The 20712-nt window shown below is 43.1% G+C and carries 15 protein-coding genes; 9 read left to right on the top strand and 6 right to left on the bottom strand.

Annotated elements, in window-relative coordinates; all coding sequences use genetic code 11:
- Positions 1–7 precede the first annotated feature (7 nt).
- The 3 genes from AX660_RS14740 (at position 8) to AX660_RS14730 (ending at position 5091) form a co-directional block, all read left to right on the top strand.
- Positions 8–3139, top strand: coding sequence for an efflux RND transporter permease subunit (locus AX660_RS14740; protein ID WP_068378281.1), 3132 nt, complete (start codon positions 8–10; stop codon positions 3137–3139).
- A gap of 134 nt (positions 3140–3273) precedes the next feature.
- Positions 3274–3891 carry a TetR/AcrR family transcriptional regulator gene (locus AX660_RS14735; protein ID WP_068378279.1) on the top strand — a complete coding sequence of 206 codons (618 nt, stop codon included), beginning with the start codon at positions 3274–3276 and terminating at the stop codon, positions 3889–3891.
- Between the two features lie 114 nt (positions 3892–4005).
- Positions 4006–5091: a PLP-dependent cysteine synthase family protein gene (locus AX660_RS14730; protein ID WP_068378277.1), complete on the top strand. Its 1086-nt coding sequence runs from the start codon at positions 4006–4008 to the stop codon at positions 5089–5091.
- 36 nt (positions 5092–5127) lie between these two features.
- On the opposite strand, the gene AX660_RS14725 is transcribed toward AX660_RS14730, so the two are convergent.
- Genes AX660_RS14725 through AX660_RS14715 form a run of 3 tightly spaced genes read right to left on the bottom strand, consistent with a single transcriptional unit; the run spans position 5128 to position 6879 of the window.
- Positions 5128–5658 carry a CC0125/CC1285 family lipoprotein gene (locus AX660_RS14725; protein ID WP_131811812.1) on the bottom strand — a complete coding sequence of 177 codons (531 nt, stop codon included), beginning with the start codon at positions 5656–5658 and terminating at the stop codon, positions 5128–5130.
- Positions 5659–5674: 16 nt separating this feature from the next.
- Positions 5675–6391, bottom strand: a complete 717-nt coding sequence (locus AX660_RS14720) for an anti-sigma factor family protein (protein ID WP_068378273.1) — start codon at positions 6389–6391, stop codon at positions 5675–5677.
- Positions 6388–6879: an RNA polymerase sigma factor gene (locus AX660_RS14715; RefSeq protein WP_068378271.1), complete on the bottom strand. Its 492-nt coding sequence runs from the start codon at positions 6877–6879 to the stop codon at positions 6388–6390. The genes AX660_RS14720 and AX660_RS14715 overlap by 4 nt, the downstream gene beginning before the upstream one ends.
- Positions 6880–7001: 122 nt before the next feature.
- On the opposite strand from AX660_RS14715, the gene AX660_RS14710 reads away from it, so the two are divergent.
- The 5 genes from AX660_RS14710 (at position 7002) to AX660_RS14690 (ending at position 15226) form a co-directional block, all read left to right on the top strand.
- Entirely contained in the window at positions 7002–8342 is a 1341-nt protein-coding gene (locus AX660_RS14710; protein ID WP_068378269.1) for a S8 family serine peptidase, read from the top strand.
- A gap of 262 nt (positions 8343–8604) precedes the next feature.
- Complete coding sequence (locus AX660_RS14705) at positions 8605–9324, top strand: hypothetical protein (protein WP_068378267.1); 720 nt, start codon at positions 8605–8607, stop codon at positions 9322–9324.
- Positions 9325–9761: 437 nt separating this feature from the next.
- Entirely contained in the window at positions 9762–10652 is an 891-nt protein-coding gene (locus AX660_RS14700) for a hypothetical protein (protein WP_131811811.1), read from the top strand.
- 725 nt (positions 10653–11377) lie between these two features.
- Positions 11378–12025 carry a DVUA0089 family protein gene (locus AX660_RS14695; protein WP_082768928.1) on the top strand — a complete coding sequence of 216 codons (648 nt, stop codon included), beginning with the start codon at positions 11378–11380 and terminating at the stop codon, positions 12023–12025.
- A 951-nt stretch (positions 12026–12976) separates the two neighbouring features.
- Positions 12977–15226: a hypothetical protein gene (locus AX660_RS14690; RefSeq protein ID WP_131811810.1), complete on the top strand. Its 2250-nt coding sequence runs from the start codon at positions 12977–12979 to the stop codon at positions 15224–15226.
- A gap of 393 nt (positions 15227–15619) precedes the next feature.
- Here the strand turns inward: AX660_RS14690 and AX660_RS14685 are convergent, their stop codons facing one another.
- The 3 genes from AX660_RS14685 to AX660_RS14675 all read right to left on the bottom strand — a co-directional run bounded on the left by AX660_RS14685 (position 15620) and on the right by AX660_RS14675 (position 19415).
- Positions 15620–17101, bottom strand: coding sequence for a transposase (locus AX660_RS14685; protein ID WP_068378259.1), 1482 nt, complete (start codon positions 17099–17101; stop codon positions 15620–15622).
- Positions 17102–17410: 309 nt separating this feature from the next.
- Positions 17411–18331: a surface lipoprotein assembly modifier gene (locus tag AX660_RS14680; RefSeq protein ID WP_068378257.1), complete on the bottom strand. Its 921-nt coding sequence runs from the start codon at positions 18329–18331 to the stop codon at positions 17411–17413.
- A 61-nt stretch (positions 18332–18392) separates the two neighbouring features.
- Entirely contained in the window at positions 18393–19415 is a 1023-nt protein-coding gene (locus tag AX660_RS14675; RefSeq protein WP_068378255.1) for a hypothetical protein, read from the bottom strand.
- A 369-nt stretch (positions 19416–19784) separates the two neighbouring features.
- On the opposite strand from AX660_RS14675, the gene AX660_RS14670 reads away from it, so the two are divergent.
- On the top strand, positions 19785–20654 hold the full coding sequence (locus tag AX660_RS14670) for an endonuclease/exonuclease/phosphatase family protein (protein WP_068378253.1): 870 nt from the start codon (positions 19785–19787) through the stop codon (positions 20652–20654).
- The last annotated feature ends 58 nt before the right edge of the window (positions 20655–20712 follow it).

The following is a 20712-nucleotide window of genomic DNA, read 5'->3' as shown; positions in this document are numbered from 1 at the left end:
CTCCCAAATGTCACGATTTTTTATCGATCGACCTATTTTTGCCTGGGTACTTGCCATAGTGGTGATGCTAGCCGGTGTATTGGCGATCAAAGGTTTGCCAATAGCTCAGTATCCCTCCATTGCGCCACCAGCGATCAGTGTTAGCGCCAGCTATCCTGGCGCATCTGCCCGCACATTGGAAGATACGGTTACTCAAGTAATTGAACAAAAAATGAAAGGTTTAGATGGTTTGATGTATATGTCATCTACCTCTGAATCTAATGGTGCTATGACGATTACCTTAAGTTTTAGCGCTGACACCAACCCAGATATTGCCCAAGTCCAAGTGCAAAATAAACTTGCCCTAGCAACACCTTTATTGCCCCAAGAAGTGCAACGTCAAGGTGTGGCCGTGGCGAAATCTTCACGCAACTTCTTACTCGTGGTGGGTTTTGTGTCTGAAGATGGCAGCATGAACAACATCGATATTGGTGATTATGTCTCCTCGAACGTACAAGACATTATTTCGCGGGTTGATGGCGTAGGTGAAGTGCAGTTATTTGGTACACAATATGCCATGCGTATCTGGCTCGACCCTGCCAAATTACAAAACTATAAATTAACCCCAGCAGATATCAGTGCTGCAGTTAGTGCGCAAAATGCTCAAGTTTCGGCTGGTCAGTTGGGCGGAATGCCAGCTGTAGCAGGTCAGCAGTTAAATGCCACCGTCACAGCACAAAGTCGTTTGCAAACGGCTGAGCAATTTCGTGAGATCTTGGTTAAAACTGAAAGCAATGGCTCTGTTGTGCGTTTAGCTGATGTCGCCACAGTTGAATTAGGCGGTGAAAACTATGGTGTAGTCGCACGCTTTAATGGCAAACCAGCATCGGGTCTGGCGGTAAAACTCGCCAGTGGCGCCAATGCCTTAGATACCGCAGCAGCAGTGAAAGCAGCCTTGGCTGATTTAAAACCATTTTTTCCCGCTGGTTTAAAAGCAGTCGTGCCTTACGACACCACCCCTTTTGTGACCTTGTCTATCGAAAAAGTAGTCAGCACCTTAATTGAAGCGGTATTTTTAGTGTTTTTAGTGATGTATTTGTTTCTACAAAACTTTCGCGCCACTTTAATTCCCACTATCGCTGTACCTGTTGTATTACTCGGCACCTTTGCGATTTTGTCGGCCTTTGGTTATTCGATTAATACCCTGACCATGTTTGCCATGGTATTGGCCATCGGTTTGTTAGTGGATGACGCCATCGTGGTGGTAGAAAACGTTGAACGGGTGATGACAGAAGAAAAACTATCCCCACTTGAAGCGACACGAAAATCCATGGATGAAATAAAAGGCGCATTGGTGGGCATTGCCATGGTGCTTTCTGCGGTGTTTATTCCTATGGCTTTTTTTGAAGGCTCAACGGGTGTTATTTACCGTCAGTTTTCCATTACCTTAGTCTCAGCTATGGGCTTGTCGGTATTGGTTGCGTTGATCCTGACGCCAGCGCTGTGTGCAACCTTGTTAAAACCCAGTCATGTACACAATGATAGTTCATTGATTGGCAAGTTTTTCTCTGGTTTTAACCGTGGTTTTGAGCGTACCAACAAAGGTACCCGCAGTATTACTAGTCGCATGGTTAAACAAAGTAAACGTTATTTATTAGCTTATGCCCTCATTTTTGGTGGCATGGTTTACATTTTCAGCCAACTGCCTTCTGCTTTTTTACCCGATGAAGATCAGGGTATTTTGTTTAATCAGGTGGTATTGCCAGCAGGTTCAACCACAGAGCAAACACTTAAAGTCTTAGAGAAAATGGAAAACCACTTCTTGGTTGACCAAGCCGAAGCGGTTAATACCATCTTTACCGTCGCGGGATTTAGTTTTGCAGGTTCGGGACAAAATGCGGCGATTGGTTTTGTTAGCTTAAAACACTGGGATGAACGCCAGCGTGACGATCTATCTGTAAGGGCAGTAGCAGGTAAAGCCATGGGGTATTTCTCCACTATTAAAGAAGCTTTTGTATTTGCTTTTGCGCCGCCGGCGGTCAGTGAGTTAGGCACCGCCAATGGTTTTGCCATGTATCTGCAAGACCGCGCAGGTTTAGGTCATGAGCAATTATTGCAAGCCCGTAACATGTTATTAGGTATGGCGGCCCAAAGCCCAGTACTGGCCCAAGTGCGCCCTAATGGTCAAGAAGACAAACCTGAATTAGCCTTAGATATTGATCTCGCTAAAGCCGAAGCGTTTGGCGTGAGTCAAAGTACGATCAACACTACTTTGTCTACGGCCTGGGGAAGCAGCTATGTTAACGACTTTATTGATCGTGGCCGAGTGAAAAAAGTCTTTTTACAAGGTACAGCAGAAAGCCGAATGGTACCCGAAGATTTAAACCTGTGGTATGTGCGTAACAACGAGGGAGAGATGGTGCCATTTGCGGCATTCGCGAGTTCACATTGGACTTACGGCTCCCCGCGTTTAGAGCGTTACAACGGCTTTTCGTCCATGGAAATCCAAGGCGCAGCAGGACCAGGTTATAGTACCGGGCAAGCCATGGATGAAATAGAGCGTATAGTGGCGCAGTTACCTGCTGGTATCACCTTTGAGTGGACAGGTATATCCTACGAAGAACGTCTCAGTGGTGGTCAGGCACCTTTATTATATGCCTTATCACTGTTAGTGGTTTTCCTCTGTCTTGCCGCTTTATATGAAAGCTGGTCGGTACCGGCAGCGGTAATGCTGATAGTACCGTTAGGGGTATTTGGTGCCGCATTGGCAGCATGGTTATTCAATCTATCCAACGACATTTATTTGCAGGTAGGATTACTGACTACCATAGGTTTAGCCTCTAAAAATGCCATTTTATTGGTTGAATTTGCTATCCACCGTATGGAGCAAGGTATGGGGTTGGTAGAAGCATCAATTGAAGCGGTACGTTTGCGTTTACGCCCAATTTTAATGACCTCTATGGCCTTCATTTGTGGGGTATTGCCCTTGGCACTTGCTTCAAGTGCAGGCTCTGGTGCGCAAAATGCGCTGGGCATAGCCGTGATTGGGGGCACCTTAGCTTCGTCAATCTTAGCTATCCTATTTGTTCCCTTGTTTTTTGTATTAGTGCGTAAAGTATTCCCGGCTAAGTCGCGCACTACTGATGTGAGTGGTCATTGATAGACCGCTCATTTAATCAGGCTTGCCAATGGCATTAGTTTGTATAAAGTACTCGGCGTTAGTTGGCAGAACGTATTAGGTTCTGCTAACAAATGCCTAACCACCGTGCAGTAAAGCTCGGGCTTGGAGATCCAATGTCAGAAAAAACCACTAAAAAACACCATGATCCGGTATTAGCCGAAGCGCGCCGTAAACAAGTGTTAAAAGCTGCCGAAGACTGTTTTAGACGCAAAGGTTATCACGGTGCTGGCATGGCTGAAATTTCAAAAACTGCCGGTATGAGTGCAGGCCATATCTACAATTATTTTGCCAGCAAAGAAGCGATTATCGAATCCATCATTCAGCAGGATATGGAAGAAATGTTTTCCATCTTCCAACAATTTGAAGATCAAAGTGGCGAACTCGTTAAGGTCATGATTGAAGGTTGCGATCATGGTGTCGAGCGCCATCTCAATCGCGAAGACGGTATACTGAAAATCGAAATGCTGGCTGAAGCAGCGCGCAATCCCAAAGTCGCATTTTTATTGCAAGAATCAGATACTCAAGCCAGAACACGCATGCGCGGTTTGCTGGTCGGCGAACGTAGCCAAGTGAAAGACGTAACAGACAAAGAGCTGGATGCCCGTATCAATGTCATGTTTGCCATGTTCAGCGGTTTATTATTGCGCCGTACCCTATATCCAGAGTTGCAAAAAGACACCATTTTATTGGCCTTAAGACCCGTGGTAAAAACCTTATTAACGCCTTTTTAATTGCTTGTTATTTTTTTACAGGTTGCAGCCCTTTAACTAGGGCAGGTACTAAACCTTTCACACACCATTAAGTTTGCTATAAGGTAGGCATAGATAAATTTACTGGACTCTGTGATGAGCAAAACTGAAACTAAAAAAGCTTGGTTAGCCAAAGCCTTAACCATTATCAATGCAGACTTTAATCGCTCATCCGACACCCATCTGATTAAAGTGGACTTACCCTGTTTTGTGGGGGTATCGCTTTATTTAAAAGACGAATCAACCCACCCTACCGGCAGCCTTAAACATCGCCTTGCGCGCTCCTTGTTTTTATACGGTTTATGTAATGGATTGATTAATCAAGATACCCCCATAATCGAATCCTCATCAGGCAGTACTGCCATCTCCGAAGCTTACTTTTCCCGTTTGTTAGGTTTACGTTTTATCGCCGTAGTGCCACACAGCACCGCCGCTGAAAAAATCAAACAAATCGAATTTTACGGCGGTGAATGCCACAAAGTAGAACCCAAAGATATTTACGCCAAAGCCCAACAACTGGCGAGTGAACTGAACGGCCACTATATGGATCAATTTACTTATGCTGAGCGGGCCACCGATTGGCGTGGCAATAACAACATTGCTGAAAGTATCTTTGCCCAGATGGCCTTGGAGTCTCATCCAATCCCACGTTGGGTAGTGGTTAGCGCAGGCACAGGCGGCACTTCGGCCACCATAGGCCGTTATCTTAGATACAACCCTGACTTACATTTAAATACCCAATTGGCGGTGGTTGACCCAGATAACTCGGTGTTTTTTGATTACTTTCAACAGCGTGATGTTGGTATCACCAGCACTAAAGGTTCACGCATTGAAGGTATTGGTCGCCCGCGTGTCGAACCTTCGTTTTTACCTGACGTTATCGATAAGATGATCCACGTACCTGATGCGGCCTCTATTGCCACCATGCGTTGGTTAGAAGGTATTTTAGGGCGTAAATGTGGTGGTTCAACCGGCACTAATGTCTATGGTGCGATCCAATTGTTAGCTGAGATGATCAAAAACCAGCAGCAAGGCAGTGTGGTCAGTATGATTTGTGATTCGGGCGAACGTTATTTAAATAGTTATTACAACGATGAATGGGTGGCGCAGCAAGGTTTAGATTTAGTGCCTTATTCAGCACAGCTCGAAAACTTTATGCAAACAGGAAAGCTGCAGGAGTGATACACATCCTGCAGCTTTCTTTGGTTTTTAAACTAATTAATCCTCTTTGACTTCTGCCAAATTAGTCAAGATATCCGCCGCACTGTAACTGTTATCATCAGGGCGCATGCCTTTACCCAATCTGATTTCTAAGATGCTTTGCACTTCACTGCGTTCACGGCTATTGCTTATTTCAAGGCCAACAGAATGAGTTGGTCGATGAGTGGTTTGGCAAGTCAACAAGCCACATTCACGTTGATACGTGTCGTGACGACCAACACCCATCGCAAAGTTTGGTTCAACACTGTTACGGTCTACAAAGGTTTCGCGGCTGGTCACCACAAACCAGTCGTAGCCTCGCTGCTGGGTGATTTCTGCCGCGCGATAGAGCGCCATATTCGTTACATCCAACACATCTTTTGAATTCGATTGATACTGCACGCGGTATCTGTCATCGGCCACTTTTATATCAGTGTAACCATTGCCGCCCTTGGACGTCGCTTGTTTATAGGCTGGCGCGCTAGCACATGCGCCAAGTAATACCACTGCACTTAACAATACCATCACTTGAATTAAATTTTTCATCATCTTACCTCTTTTGTATTTACGGTTTTACAATCCAGGCCTGTGAAATCGCCTGAGTTTCTTGTTGTTTATTCAGCGCTGGACCGGCAATAAGCTGGTCGATCACTGAGTCGAGTAAAACATTTTGCGACGCGGTTTTGTATTCGCCACTTTGGCTTAAGCCATCGCTGTAAGTACTAGCGGCTAGCTGCCAACCTGTGCTGCCATGACAAGCAATACTGTCGTTTTGCCCTGCTTGACTTTGCACACTGTACTGGCGGCAATATTGACCATTTTGACTGACAAAACTAAGTCTGGGTGTCATCTTTACACCGGCTGTCAGGGTGATCGCGTCACCACTATTGGCCGTGTTTAGTACCTCAGCTAAGCTCGCACTTAATTGCTGCTCTGGTAAAACTGATTCAGTCTGACTGGACTGACCGATGACCAAACCAAAACACAGTGCCACACCCGCGGCTAAGGCAGCATGTTGGCTCAATTGATTTTGTACCTTGCGCCAAGCTGATAACTGCACCACATTATTCTCAACGTTTAACAGTTTGGTGATCGCCGCAGGCACGGGTTGTTGATCAATTTGACTGGCATGTTCTGCCACCCACTCATCGACTTGGGCCAACTCAGCTAAACGCATGGCCAGTTCATCGTCCTGTGCCATACGCTCTCTGATGGCTTGCATCTCTGTTTCTGGTAATTCGGCATCTAAAAATGCGGATAACTGTTCATTGCTTATGTTCATGCGGTTAGCCTCCCTTGTTGTGCTTTCATCATGGTTAATAAAGACGTACGTGCCCGCGATAAGCGGCTCATCACTGTGCCTAAGGGGATATCCAAAGACTCAGACACTTCTTTATACGAAAAGCCCTGCACCGCCACTAAGGCCAAAATAGAACGTTGATCATCGGGTAAGGTTTGCATCGCCACATTTACTTGCGACAAAGTCTTTTTTTGATCCAGTCGCACACTGTCATCGACACTTGGCTCTTCTTGCAACTCCGGATTTTCTGCCGCGCCTTGTCTCACTTTACGGGCACGGTATTCGTCTATCCACACATGGCGGCAAACTTTAAAGGCCCACTTGGTTAACTCCACATCGGCAGGCATGCCTTTAGTCAGAATTTTTTCAATGGTAATCTGCACCACGTCGTCGGCATCAGCCATCGAGCCTGTCAACGAATAGGCAAAACGTCTCAGCATGGGCAATAATTTTAATAGTTGTTGTTGCATGTTTATCTCCTGGTTATTAGGAAGACGAGCCAGCTTTATTTTTATTCCCTTATTTGGGATTTTTTTCTGCTTTCAAACGTTTTCATGTTAAAGATACAGGTAATTGAGGTTTAGAGGTCAATATGAAAGGTAAGATAGCAGCTGTTTTTTTCGTGGTAACGTTAAGTATTGCTAACCCAAGTTGGGGCCAGTTAGGTGGTGTTATCGACTCCACCTTAAACCAAGTTAGAGGTATCGGGCAAACCCTCGACCAACAGCTTATCGAGCCTTTACCACTGCGCCTGCCAAAACTAGAGCCTTTTGCTTTAAGCCAGTTACCCGCCGTTGTCGATACTGTTACCCACCCTTTAAACAGTTTACCTGCTTCACTAAATATACCCGCTTTAAATAATGCCGTTGAGGTGCAAGTGGAAGATGGCTGGCGTGCCATTGAACGCCAGTGGCTGATGTTAGCCGACCAAAGCTCACTGAGTTTATTGCAACAAGTCGGCGCAACCCTCATTAAACAACAAGAATATAAAGCCCTAGATTTGGTCTTAGTGCATTTTACCGTGCCTGCACATCTTGATTCCAAAGCTGCTTTGACAAACATCCTACCACCAGCGCAAGTAAACACTCTCGACCGTAATCATGTCTTTGCCAGCCAAGCTGACGCAGACTTGGCAAGCACGCCAACTGCAACGCCACAGCCAATACCAAGCCAAGCTATGTGTGATAACACTGTCACGGTCGGCATGCTGGATACCTCCATCGATAAAAACCATCCGGCATTGACTCAAGCCAAGATCATCACGCAAAACTTTGTCGATAATACTAATAACGCGCCACAATACCATGGCACCGCCATAGCGAGTTTACTGGTTGGTCACAGCGACCAACTACGGCCCTTACTACCCAAGGCCAATTTATATGCAGCCTCGGTTTTTTATCGTCAATCTGACTATGCCCAAGGGGCAACTATGTTGCATTTAGTTGATGGTCTAAATTGGTTAGCCATGCAGCAGGTTAAGGTAGTTAACATGAGTTTAGCCGGGCCAGATAATCAAATACTGGCCTTGGTTATCGATAAGTTAACAGCTAAAGGCATGATCATTGTGGCAGCAGCGGGTAACGAAGGCCCCGCAGCACCCGCTATGTATCCCGCGGCCTACAAAAAAGTGGTTGCCGTCACCGCCACCGATGTTAAACAGCAAATTTATCGTTGGGCCAATCAAGGTGACTATATTGATTTTGCAGCCCTTGGTGTGAATGTACTGTCTGCTAAAGCCGGTGGCGGTGAAGGTCACGAATCGGGCACTTCTGTAGCATCACCTGTGGTTGCCGCGGCGGTGGCCTGTGTGTATGAGCAGTTTGGCGGACAAGCAGAAGTGATATTAGCGTATCTGGCCCAACAGGCTGTTGATTTAGGCCAAAAAGGTAAAGATCCGGTGTTTGGTAACGGCCTAATAACACGACCTTTATAGGTTTAAAAAATTACGCATAATTTCGTCACCTCTTATTGACAGACCAGGTCAATTAAATCACCCTTAATTCACGTTATTACAGTCTGTAAGTAACGTGAAAATGCATAGTGACGGAATAAAATGAAACTAAATAAACTTACCATTTTGACTTTATCCCTCCCACAGAAATGCAACACTACTTAACTAGCCAAGTCGTAGATAATGAGCTCAATGTACATATTTGAGGCACAACACAGTGCCTTCTATTTTTTAGGGTAAAGAAATGAAATATATTTTTGCGTCAACGATATCTTTATTTTTAATTCTCATTGTTGTTTGGGGCTTCAATAAATATACATCTCGGGTTACGCCTGATTTTAAACAAAAGACTATGTCAGAACATCAACTAACGACGAGTTTGCCTTTGAATGAATTAGCAACATTTGAACCCATTGAATCAAACAATTTAATGCCTGCATCATCAAGGGCAGAAACTGAAAATAGTTTAAAAGACAAAGAATTACTGTCCAGCAATGAGTCACAGTTCAGCAAATTTCAGAAAGAAACAATAGAGTTTACAGAATCCCCTGTCTTTGATTCTATTCTTAAACTAGACAGTGCATTTGTTAATGAGCAAAACGTTGTTAATAAGCGCCCTTTAGAAATTATATTTAGGTCACCAAATCTTGACAGTATCATAGAAAAAATGAACTCGATGGCAGGAAATCAAGAAAGCGAAGAAAGGCAGCAAAAACTCTACAGCCAACTCGTTACGCAACTTGGTAATGATTTTCACTCTGAAAAATTTAGTTGCAAAGGAAAGGTTTGTCTTCTTGCATTTACCTATGATAACTCTGTGAACAGCGATGTGTTATCAAAACTCAGAGACTTTGATACTAATTACGTATTTTCTAGCAATAAGTTACTTGATAATAATGATGTAATTTATAGGGGAGTATTTATTGCAACTGAAGACGCGTCATCTATGACTATTTCTCCATAAGTATTCAAACTGCGGCTAATACAACGACTAAAGATTAGCCCAGTTAGATAGGGTAATGGGCGATAAATTGGCCGCATTGGAGCAGAGACTAGAAACTAAGATTTAATCGCGCAATTGGCTTTGAGCCATGTACAAACATAAGAAATTAAAGCATTTTCACCACAGTTGGCACAGAGAAAACATAGGTAAAGCAGGTGAATGAAAACTTATTTAATATTGCTTGGTACTAAGCCTGATTGGCAGTGATGTGCCATTTGCAGTCGTTGGCGCTTTCTAGTTTGAATTGCGGCTCAGTACTTAAAGCGACCTTTCAGTTAGCTAAGAATCAACGGCAAAAATGAGTGTTAAGTAGCCATTAAAAGCATTCTGCTTTAAATAGGTTTGCACGAATTTGCGTTATCCTATTAACATATGATTTTATTTAATCGGTCAACGCAATGCGAAAGTATATGGGGTACGCTGCGCTCGCTAAGCGCCTAACTAAAATATTGCTGGCTGCGCCACCAGCTGTACAACTCGCTATTGCTATTTCATCAATCATTGGACCATTCATGACACTAGGTCCTTTTGTGCGATCATTATTCGTGGGTTGGCAAGCTTTTAGCGAATGGTGCAGAACAATTTTTGAATCTATTTTTGGAGTTATAGTTTACCCAATTTTGTGGCCGTATGTATTCCTTATAATTCTAACCTTACCTATCCTTACAACTATCACTGTGCAATTCTTTCGACACCAAATTCAGTTGGAACATTGGCGAGAAAGGCACAGAACAGTCGCACTAGCTCTAATTTTGCTCACAATCATCATAGAGTTGTATTTTGTTTCACTGTCTCCTTCGGACTATTTTTCAAGGTTTTCAGAGGACTCTGTTTCTTCATCAATTATGCTGATTAGTATGTTTGCAAAGATAATTTGGATTATTGCTCTTTGTGTTACGTTAGGTGAAAAAAGTAAGCAACGGTCTAAAAGGATATTTGTAATAACCGTATATTTTGTGGCATTTTTTGTTGCATTGGACGGAATGCTCTCACTTTTTTCAGTTTCAAAAGCGCTTCAAGCTGAATCTCAACGGATATATGCATTTTCTATGTTCAAGGAAGGCACACTTACACAAGAAGCTGTTGAAGAGTATTTCAAAATATCGTTTCAAGCAGAATATATGAGGTATGCTGCGGCACTTTCAAAATTGGTTGTCGTATTTTTGTTTATTTCCTGTGCATTCCTTCCAAAAAGAATTATAGACATAGCCTCAATAGTAGGTGGACTAATATTTATTTTTTTGGGATTTTCAGGTTTGGATGCAGTAATACAAATTGGCAAAAATTAATTGTCATTTCCTATTATCGTCGTCCGTTGTTTGTCTTAAGCCGAACTTCGAAAATGTGCCAACTGCGGTCATTAGCTTTTGTAAAATAATAAACATATTAGTGGCAATTTTAACAAGAAATCACTATAAGTTTGAGGAGCTGGTGTAGGCCGACAGTGGAGTGCAACTACTAATTCACTACATTTTTTGGTCAGCCGATCATACGAAGATTACCTTTGCAGCCCGATTTGAATCTTGGCTAACATTAGTTGCCGTAACAACTTCTTGATGCTGTTCTTCAATTATTTTTAGCTGGAATATCTAACGTCGTTGTTTGGCTTTCGTTTGAATTAATACTCTTTTTAGGTGCTTACGGTCATAAAAAGTCTTAACTTACTCTTTGCTTTGTAACTGGTATTTCTTATAAAAAAACAGCGTCATAAGTGGTGGTTTAACCGCATTTAGTGTTGATTTAGTGACATTGCTTGGGCAGCTATTTAATGCTTAGGATTATGCAGGAATGTTGTAGTACGTGATAGTTCTAGTATTTGTTAACTCAATGTAAATAAAACAATTAATTATGATTGGATAAGTGTCCAGTATTTTTACACTTGTCATATTTGTGATTTAATACATATCACTAACACACTGAAAAAAAAGGGGTTTTTATATTTTGGTGCAATTTTTGCTTGAAACCCAAATAACAATACCATTCTACTTTCAATGAATATATTACAAAGGAAAATATGATGAATTTAAAAATGTTAAAAGCAGCTTTTGCTGGCTTGTTTTTATCTGCAACTGGTTTTGCGAATGCTGGGTTGATTCTTGAAATTGACGATACAGGCGACAGCTTAATTACAGCACAAATATTGGCAGGAGGCACAACTCAAGTATCTGGAACCATAGATACAAACTCCGATATTGATTTGTTTGGGTTTTACTGGGGCGGCGGTATACTTGATTTAAACGTTTATCAAGATAATAGCGGTTTAGACACTCAAATATTTTTATTTGACAGTTTAGGCTTTGGTTTATTTCATAACGACGATGCTCCGTTCCCTAACTCTATTATCCAAGCGACATTAGCCGCAGGAGCGTATTTTGTTGGCATATCATCTTGGTCAAATGATCCGTTATCTGTTGATGGTGCAATATTTCCCAGTGATTTTACTGGACAATTATCTCCAACAGGAGCTGGAGGCGCCAGCGTACTATCCAATTGGGAGTATGATGGAGTTTCTTCAGGTGCATATTTGTTAGATATCTCATCAACAGCTCAATATCCAACTAATGATGTAGAAGTTCCAGAGCCTTCTATCCTTGCCATCTTCGCATTAGGTATTATGGGTTTAGCATCTCGTCGCTCTTTATTAGGAAAGAAGAAACAGTAATCTAACTGTTATCTATCAAACAAAGCACCACTTTTCTTTAATAAGAATCTGGTGCTTTTTTATTGACTGTAATTTAACACTCAACAATCGAATCGATTGCTCAAGTCATCTATCAGACAGCAATTTGTGCTCATCACTCATACTAAATAAGCCGAGTTATGTAACAAGTTCTATGAATGCTTTAATGGTTTTATTCTCGTTCATACTTAACTATATATTGGCAAAAATCATCATCAAGAAACACATGCTTTTATCTTTTGGGAACATCCGCTATCAGGATTAGTCTAGCGTAATATGGTTGAACAGCCATGTCATCTGTAGATCAAAACATACCAAGTTTTTCAGTATAAATTCTAAAATGCTAACTTCCGGAGGCTGGTAAAAGTTAGTGTTTCATTTTGACTTCTCACTGACAGAAATGAACTTGGAGAAGCCTCTCAGGTTGCTAACGTGCCAACTTCCGCTTTTCGCTCATAGGCGTCTGTCAGGCTTGGTTGAAATCTAATTTAAACAACGCCAGATTGAGCTAATTCATAGCAATATGTTGATGAATCAACTCTTTATATTTGCACTGGCTATAGTCTTTAAATGTCAGGTCGCACTTACTCGTTTAAGGCATATTTCTGCTATCTCGTGATGCTTAATTTTCAGTTGGTGCTGGTTTATTAATTTTGAAAACTTACTGAATGTAAAACAAACCGATGAACATCCCCTGCTTTTGCCTTCCAGAGCACCAAGCGGCCAATGGACCACAGATATTTGGTCTCGCAATGATGGCTTTATTGTTAATGCTGGGGTGAGAGTGAAGTTTGGCGCGTGATAGTGTAACTGCCATACAACATCATTTATTTGTATTCAGTTGATTGCGTCACTTTTGATAACGATATTGCTAATTTATTCGCTGACAGTTACATTATTCGAAGGATAAAAAAAATCACTTAGGGCACAGTAGTGATAAATTCACTTTTTCAGGAACTTAAACGTAGAAATGTATTTAAGGTAGGAGTGGCCTATTTGGTATTGGCATGGCTGGTCATCCAAGTTACTAGCCTTGCGGTACCTGCCTTGAATTTGCCTGACTGGGTTAATACGTTAGTGTTTTTTTTCGGCTTAATTGGTTTTCCATTCGCCCTATTTTTTGCTTGGGCGTTCGAAATTACTCCTGATGGTATCAAAATGGAATCTCAGGTCGATCGCACCGAATCCATCACCCATGTCACCAATCGCAAACTGGATTTTGTTATTATCGGTTTGTTATTTATTGCTCTTATCTACTTTGTTTGGGAATCGCGTTTTAGTGATAATGGAAACGCAGTTGAAGCAGAGTCGTCAGTGTCACAAAGTGTAACGGTAGATGATTCAGTTGCTGTGGTTAACTCCTTAGATAAATCCATTGCGGTACTGCCATTTGTTAACTTGTCTTCCGACCCGGAGCAAGACTATTTTTCCGACGGTATCTCTGAAGAGTTATTGAATGTATTGGCACAGTTTCGTAATTTACGCGTGGCTGCGAGAACCTCCTCTTTTCAGTTTAAAGACGACAATCGTGATGTCAGTGAAATTGCAAAACTGCTGAAAGTGAACCACATTCTGGAGGGCTCGGTAAGAAAATCGGGCACCAAACTCAGGATCACTGCTCAGCTTATCGAAGCAGAAAATGGCTATCATCTGTGGTCGCAAACTTATGATAGAGAATTAAAAGACATCTTCGCCATTCAGGATGAAATTTCCGCTGCCATTGGTCATGCGTTGCAAGCAGAAATGAAACTTCAGGTGCCGGATAATAATGGTAATCTTGGTGCCCCAAAAGTTGTAGAAGCGGCAAACACCGCAGCCTATGAAGCCTATCTACATGGTCGTCACTTGATTAATCAGCGTGGCAATAAAGCCATTACCGAGGCGGTTCGTTACCTCGAAAAGGCGATTCGCCTCGATTCAAATTATGCACCGGCACATGCCCAACTGGCCATCGCCATCGCTATGCTGTCCTCTGACTCTGCTAGCTATGGTGACTTAACCCTTACCGAAGTCAACCAGCGAGCTAGCCCGCATATCGACAAAGCCATGGCGCTTAACCCGATGCTGGCGGAAGCTTGGGGGGCAAAGACATTGTTGGCATTAACCAATCATAATGAAAAATTGGTACTTGAATATGCGGCTAAAGCCCTTGCAATAAACCCGGTCTATATAGATGTGCTTAATTGGCAAAGTGCTTCACAGCAATCGTTACGTTTATATAAGGAATCCGAAGTCACGCTTCAGCATCTGCTGGAGATCGATCCTTTGTCTATTATTGGTCAATTTAACTACGCCATGAGTAAAGCCAGCTCGGAACCTGAAAAGGCGGAGGCAATAGCAAAACAATTGCTGAAACAATACCCTTGGGCTGGTTACAGAATGTTAGACATGATTGAATTTTTTAAAGGTGAACTAGCTAAATCATTGCATTGGATCCTAAAGGCCTACGCCGAAGATCCTTTGGATTCACACTCAAATCAAGCAGTTGTCTTTACTTTGTCCATGGTTGGTTTAGGCGCGGAAGCGAGACGAATTTCGGATGATAGCTTGCCTTTTGCAGCTTACCTTTCTCAGAACTATGACGACGCCATCAAACTGTTTGTAAACGCTATTGAGCAAGACCCACAGAATAACTTACTACAATATTTCTATATCAGCTCACTGTATTTTTCGCGTCAGTGGGAAGGGCTCAAAGAAAAGATGGATCAGTTCCAGGCTTTGCTTGGAGCCGATAAACTCCTTTCCGTTTACACCTATACACTAGAAATGGCAACTCAGTATGCCTATATATTGCAACAAACTAATCATCAGGATGAGGCGGATCACCTTATCAGTTTGATTGACATAGACTTGGCCAAAAAACAGCAGTTAAGTTCTTATCGCTCTACTCATTCTTTTTATAAAGACAAAGCCTTTCGCGCCTGGTTAGACAATGACAAAGCGAAGACACTGCGATTGTTGCGACAATCATTTGCTTTGGGAAATCGCAGGTTCACTGATTTTCATGATCCTATGCTGGACTCATTAAAACAAGATCCAGAATATCGGCCACAATACCTGGCGCTCTTAAGCGAACTGGATGCTGCCTTAGCGGCAGAAAAAATTAAGGTGTTAGAGTTGATTTGCCACAACAACCCAATCGCGGATTCCTGGCAAGCTCTGCCAGAAACCTGCGCAAATTAACAACCTTATTACCCTGTTGATTAGGTCCAAAAACCACTAAAAATGGCGCGACCAAATCTAGAGCTAATTCGTGGTGAATGACTCGTTATAACGGTTTGGGCCTAAGCGACGTTCTGGATCGCTTATATTACGGGCCGTTATTAATGCATTCCAAACTGCACCATAATGTTTTGCCCAGCTAGTTTGAGTATAGGTAAAATAAAACGTCATTTTTCCTAAAATCAAAATACATGATGCCTTATATTTTCCATGTTGACATCTATTTCATATTCTTAAGGGAGTGAAAGTCGGTTATTTTTCGTCGATTAATCAACTGTTTCTACTTAATTCAGAATGCAAGACAAGCGCATCCCGCTGTTGTGCAAACCAGTTTTGTTTATGATGGAACGGCTTTTATTCAAACAGACTTATCTGAGGCGGTGCTCGACTTTGTGGGGGCAATAGCTCGACGACTTCGTCATTTTTTGTATTCAGGTGACTAAGTATCTTTTGGATCACCAATGGGTCTTCGATGCTCGCTATAACCTTAACCGCACCACCGCATTGCTCACACGTTTCAATGTCGATGTTAAAAACCCGTTTAAGTCTTTGCGCCCAGGTCATCGATTGGTGTTTTTGTGCCCGTGTTTTTTCCTGCCCTGTCGGCAAGGCTTGTTTAGTCTTATTTCGTAAGGCTGGTGTTATTGCCACGCAGTGCCGACTGTTTGGTGCAAATACACCATGAAACCTAGTGAGGTTTACGCGGGGTTTGGGTACCAAGGCCGCTAAACGGGCAATAAAATCCAGCGGCTCAAAGATCACATGAGTGGTACCGTCACGGTAGGGTGTTTTGAGTTGGTAGCGCACCTTGCCGTAAGTCGTTATTGCCAACCTTTTTTCTGATACCCCAGAGCGGGTAATATAACGGCACAGCCTTTCCAGTTTACACCTATCCTGTGCATTGCTCATGACACCTGCATGGAGACTGAAGCCTGCCACATTTGCGGCACAGCCTGACGCAAGCCCCTGCTCTGCCATAGGTGCAATGGTTTGCAAGGTAAAGACCTTTCGTCCTTGCTGTTTGCCTGTAGCGATGCGATAAGTAATGGAATACCCGTGAATTTGCAACATCGGTTCGTCTTCCAGCCCATCCAAAGCCAGGTAGTCATTGTCATCATCCCTCACTAATAAGCCCTCGCGTTCAAGAAAACCCGCCACACGCTGGCTAATGCGGTGAGTAAGACTATTCAGTTCACTTTTTGTCGGGGTTTTTATCGGGTGAAAACGCGTTTTGCCATAGTTATCTTCGGCATATACGCCATCGAGGTAGAGCATATGAAAATGGATATTTAAATTCAGCGCTGAGCCAAATCGTTGGATCAGTGTGACCGCACCCGTTTGTGCCGTCTGTTTGTTGTAGCCTGCTTTTTTAGTGATATGTGTGGCAAGTGTGCGATAGACAATACCCAGTACTTTTCCCATGATGCGAGGATAACTGGCAAACAAAAATCTAAGTTGAAAAGGGAAGCTCAATACCCATTGCCTAATGGGCTCATGAGGCAACACATCATCAACCAGCAAGGCGGCGCTTTCTGCCATTCGCCGCGCACCGCAACTGGGACAAAACCCTCGGCGTTTACAACTGAATGCAACTAGGTGCTCATGGTGACAATCTTCACAACGTACTCGCAAAAACCCATATTCCAAACGACCGCACTTGAGGTACTCTTCAAATTCTGACCGCACATACTTGGGTAAATCTTTATCTTGTTGCCTCATGTGGGTCAGAAACTGCGGGTAATATCTTTCAATAATTTGATAAAGAAGGGTTTGCTCTGGTTTATGACGTTCATACTTTACCGTCCCCTCTCTTCTGGCACCCTTTACAAGTGACATAGCTCACACCTATACTGTATTTTTATACAGTATAGGTGTGTTTTTTCATTGTCGGCATGCTGGGACTTTATAGTGCAAAGATATGGGCATTAGTGGTTGAAAAACTAATTAGCCCACCGACCGCTTCTCGCTCCAAGCGGCCTATCTATATAAAAATCAATTCAACTACTAAGCTCAATAACCACAAATCTTTGCCCATTTATATTGCCAGACTTATTTTCTCGGTGTTCTCTGTGGTTAAAACGCTTTGGCCTTGTCACTAGTAGCTAGCCACTATTTACTAGTTTCTAGCCACTAGTCTCTGCTCTATTAAAAATTCACTTCCACTTGCAGCGAGCCAACCGTTTGTGTGTAGTTCAAACTGTCTAAGGTAGAGTGGGATATACCGTGTTCTACTTTGCTGACCAAGTTAACCTTTGCATGCACTGCGATTTGCCATTGGGCTTCATAGTTAATCAAACTGTCGGCTCGCAGTTCATTATTGTTATTGGGCTGCTGGTAATCACTGGCCTGATAGCGCCAGCTCAATTGCACTTGGTTGGCCACACCAAACATATCAAATTTGTGTGAGGCTTTAGTATTAATGCCCCAGTTATCGTAGTCATATTGGCTATCGATGGCGTCTTCGCTTTCAACACTCAGCCCGCCCGACAACATAGTGCGACCGCCTTGAAAAAACTGAAATACGCTGACATTCACACCTTCATTGTCGGCATCACGCTGGGTGATTTGCGCAAACTTTTTATCTTTAAAGTTAAGGGCGCCTCGGACATAAAGCTCAGGGTTAATAAATTTTGCTAAGTACACACTGCTGATATTCAGGTCTAAAAAGCCTTCGCCAGCCAGTGAGGCTTTAGCCAAGTCATGACGTAAACCCACACTCACGGCGCTAAAATCATATTGGGCATCGATACCAAACTGATGAATGTCTAAGTCGTAATCATTTAACTCTTGATAATCTTTGCGTGAATACTGGTAGTTAACATTGCTTGTTAGCTTGTCGCTCACCTGCCACTTACCATGGAATTTTAAGTTGGCAAACAGCGCATTGTCGGCCTTGGCTGCCACTTTATCGAGTTCAGCGACCACCAGCGACGAGTTATGTAACCAACCTGCTGAGGCTTGACCAGCAAAGCTCACTTTAGCATCCTTGGCGTTGGTAAATTCTGCAGAGCCAGCGACGCTTGTTAAGGAATAAACGACGACACCAAATAAAATGGAATTTTTCATGCTACTTCTCCTGAAAAAAACCGGTGAATAATCACCGGTTTGTACTTTGACAATAGGTAAACTAGATACCTAAACCAAGACTACTGGCGATGCTGTTAGTCACTTCGGTCGCCGTTTCTAGCGCTACCGCGCTGGCCACTTGTTGCTCCAATGCCGAACTCACTTGGCTGGTTACCTCTTGTTGCATACTTTGTTCAGTCGTGGCATTTAAGGTTTGATTAAGCGTACCCGAGATGCTTTGATTTACCGCTTGTGTTGCTTCACCGGTGATATTTGCCAAGGCAGTCAGCTCACTGGCATTGCTTGCTACAGACGTGATACTTGCCACAGCGCTATCTAACTTGACTGACTCTTGCAAAGCACCGTTTAGACTAGAGTCTAGGGCTGAACTGGCATCCAACATCTGCTCACTTTGCTGTGAAGCAGCGGCAAGTTCGTCGCCGGCATTAGCTTCTGGTGCCTCTGTAGCTTGCGCCTCATCAATTGTATCTGCTGGCATCAAGGCTGAAGTCGAAGGTAATACCGCACTGAGTTCCATGCTCGTTGCTTGTTTAACATTGCTGCTTATGTTTGAAAGCGTGCCGCTACCTTGCTCAATAAAGGCTGAACCTTGTTGCGTAAACGAGGTACCCACTTCGCTGAGCACAGTGCCAGTTTGATTAAGGGCCGCACCTGATTGAGCAAGGTTTGCTCCGGTATTATTGATTGCCGCTAAAGACACCGCATTTTCTGACTTAGCTGTTGTAGATTCAGTTTTATTCTCAGATTCTGGCTCATCAACAGCAACCGTAGTAGAACTGGTATTGTCGCTGCTGTTGTTGGCGGCTAGCTCAGTGCCTTCGTTACCTGCAACATCATCGTTGCTGGTTTGTGCTGAAGCAGAAGCTTCAGTTTGAGTGTTGCTGTTAGCTTGAGCCTGCATATTGTTATCACTAGCAGAGCCCGACATATTTGTCTGGTTTTGCTGACTAGCCGATACGTTTAACGATACGTTTGAATCCACACCAGCAGCACTTGCGGTGCCCATTAACGCCGTGAAAGTGACAAAACCTAATAGGGTTGAAATTTTATTAATGCGAGTCATTTTAATATCCTCTGGGTTGTTGTGAATGACATTGAGATAACGGGCAAGCACACAAACTTATTCCCAATTAAATTCAAAAAATGTCAAAAAAAACCAGATGGGCTACAAAAACCAAGTTTGCAACGTGATAAAGTTATCCTCCCAAAATATACTTAACACCTTGTAATAACTGGTATTTTCAACTTGGATAACTCTGAGGTTTTTATTAATGCACTGAATTAAAATTTTTAGCTTAAATTTATTCAGCACAACAAAACGAGTGACAAATACGCCTTAGCACGCTGTAATCTGCCAGTCATGTAAAGGCGTTTTAATTGTCGAGTTGATATGTATTTTGTCACTGGCCGTTGAATTAAGAGAGAAACTGCGATGCGTTTATTTTTGGTACTACTTAGCCTATTCACCCTTATAAACCACAGCGCACAGGCTGGTAATGGTGATGGACAAGAACCTTCCAAACCAGTAAGCCAGCTCAAAGTAGAAAGTTTTAATATTCGTTTAGATACCTCACACGATGGCATTAATGCTTGGCCTCATCGGCAACAATGGGTATTAAATCACCTAAATCAAACTCAGCCTGACGTCGTAGGTATGCAAGAAGTATTAGTCCATCAACTCGATTGGCTGGCTGAGCACTTGCCTGATTATGCTTTTATTGGTGTGGGCCGAAATGATGGTAAACGCGGAGGTGAGTTTGTGCCTTTGTTATATAACACACGCACTTTAACCCAATTAGATAGTGGCTATTTTTGGTTATCTGAAACACCCAATGTGCCGGGTTCTATCGGTTGGTTAGCCAAGTTACCACGCATCGTCACTTGGGCTAAATTCACTCATCACAACAAGGTGTTTTTTGTGTTTAATGCGCACTTTAGTCATGTGAGTGATTTGGCACGCCAGAAAAGCGCCGAATTCTTAGTTCGCTACATCCCCACTATTGCGGGAGATTCTCCGGTGATCTTGTTGGGCGACTTAAACACCCTAGATTCAGAACTCGCCTACACCAGCATTGTCGCTGATGCAAAGTTACAATTTATCGATACCGCCCTAGTTAATGGCCACCAACCCGCATCAACCTTTAACGGTTTTGGCAACGCTACCGAGCACAAGCGCATCGACTATATCTTTGTCAGTAAAGGCTTACGTAGCAGCCACTACACGACCCATGAGGATCGTGATGGCGAGCGTTATATTTCTGACCACTATCCGATTTCGACGCTGGTTGGGTTTAAACGCTAAGCCTTAGCATCAGCGTAAATAAAGCCCTTAGTGGGCTCCCCCCAAAAAACTCACTCAC

This window comes from Paraglaciecola hydrolytica (assembly GCF_001565895.1).
Lineage (GTDB): Bacteria > Pseudomonadota > Gammaproteobacteria > Enterobacterales > Alteromonadaceae > Paraglaciecola > Paraglaciecola hydrolytica.
Note: the sequence above shows the minus strand (reverse complement) of the source record. Positions and strands in the feature narration are given on the sequence as shown.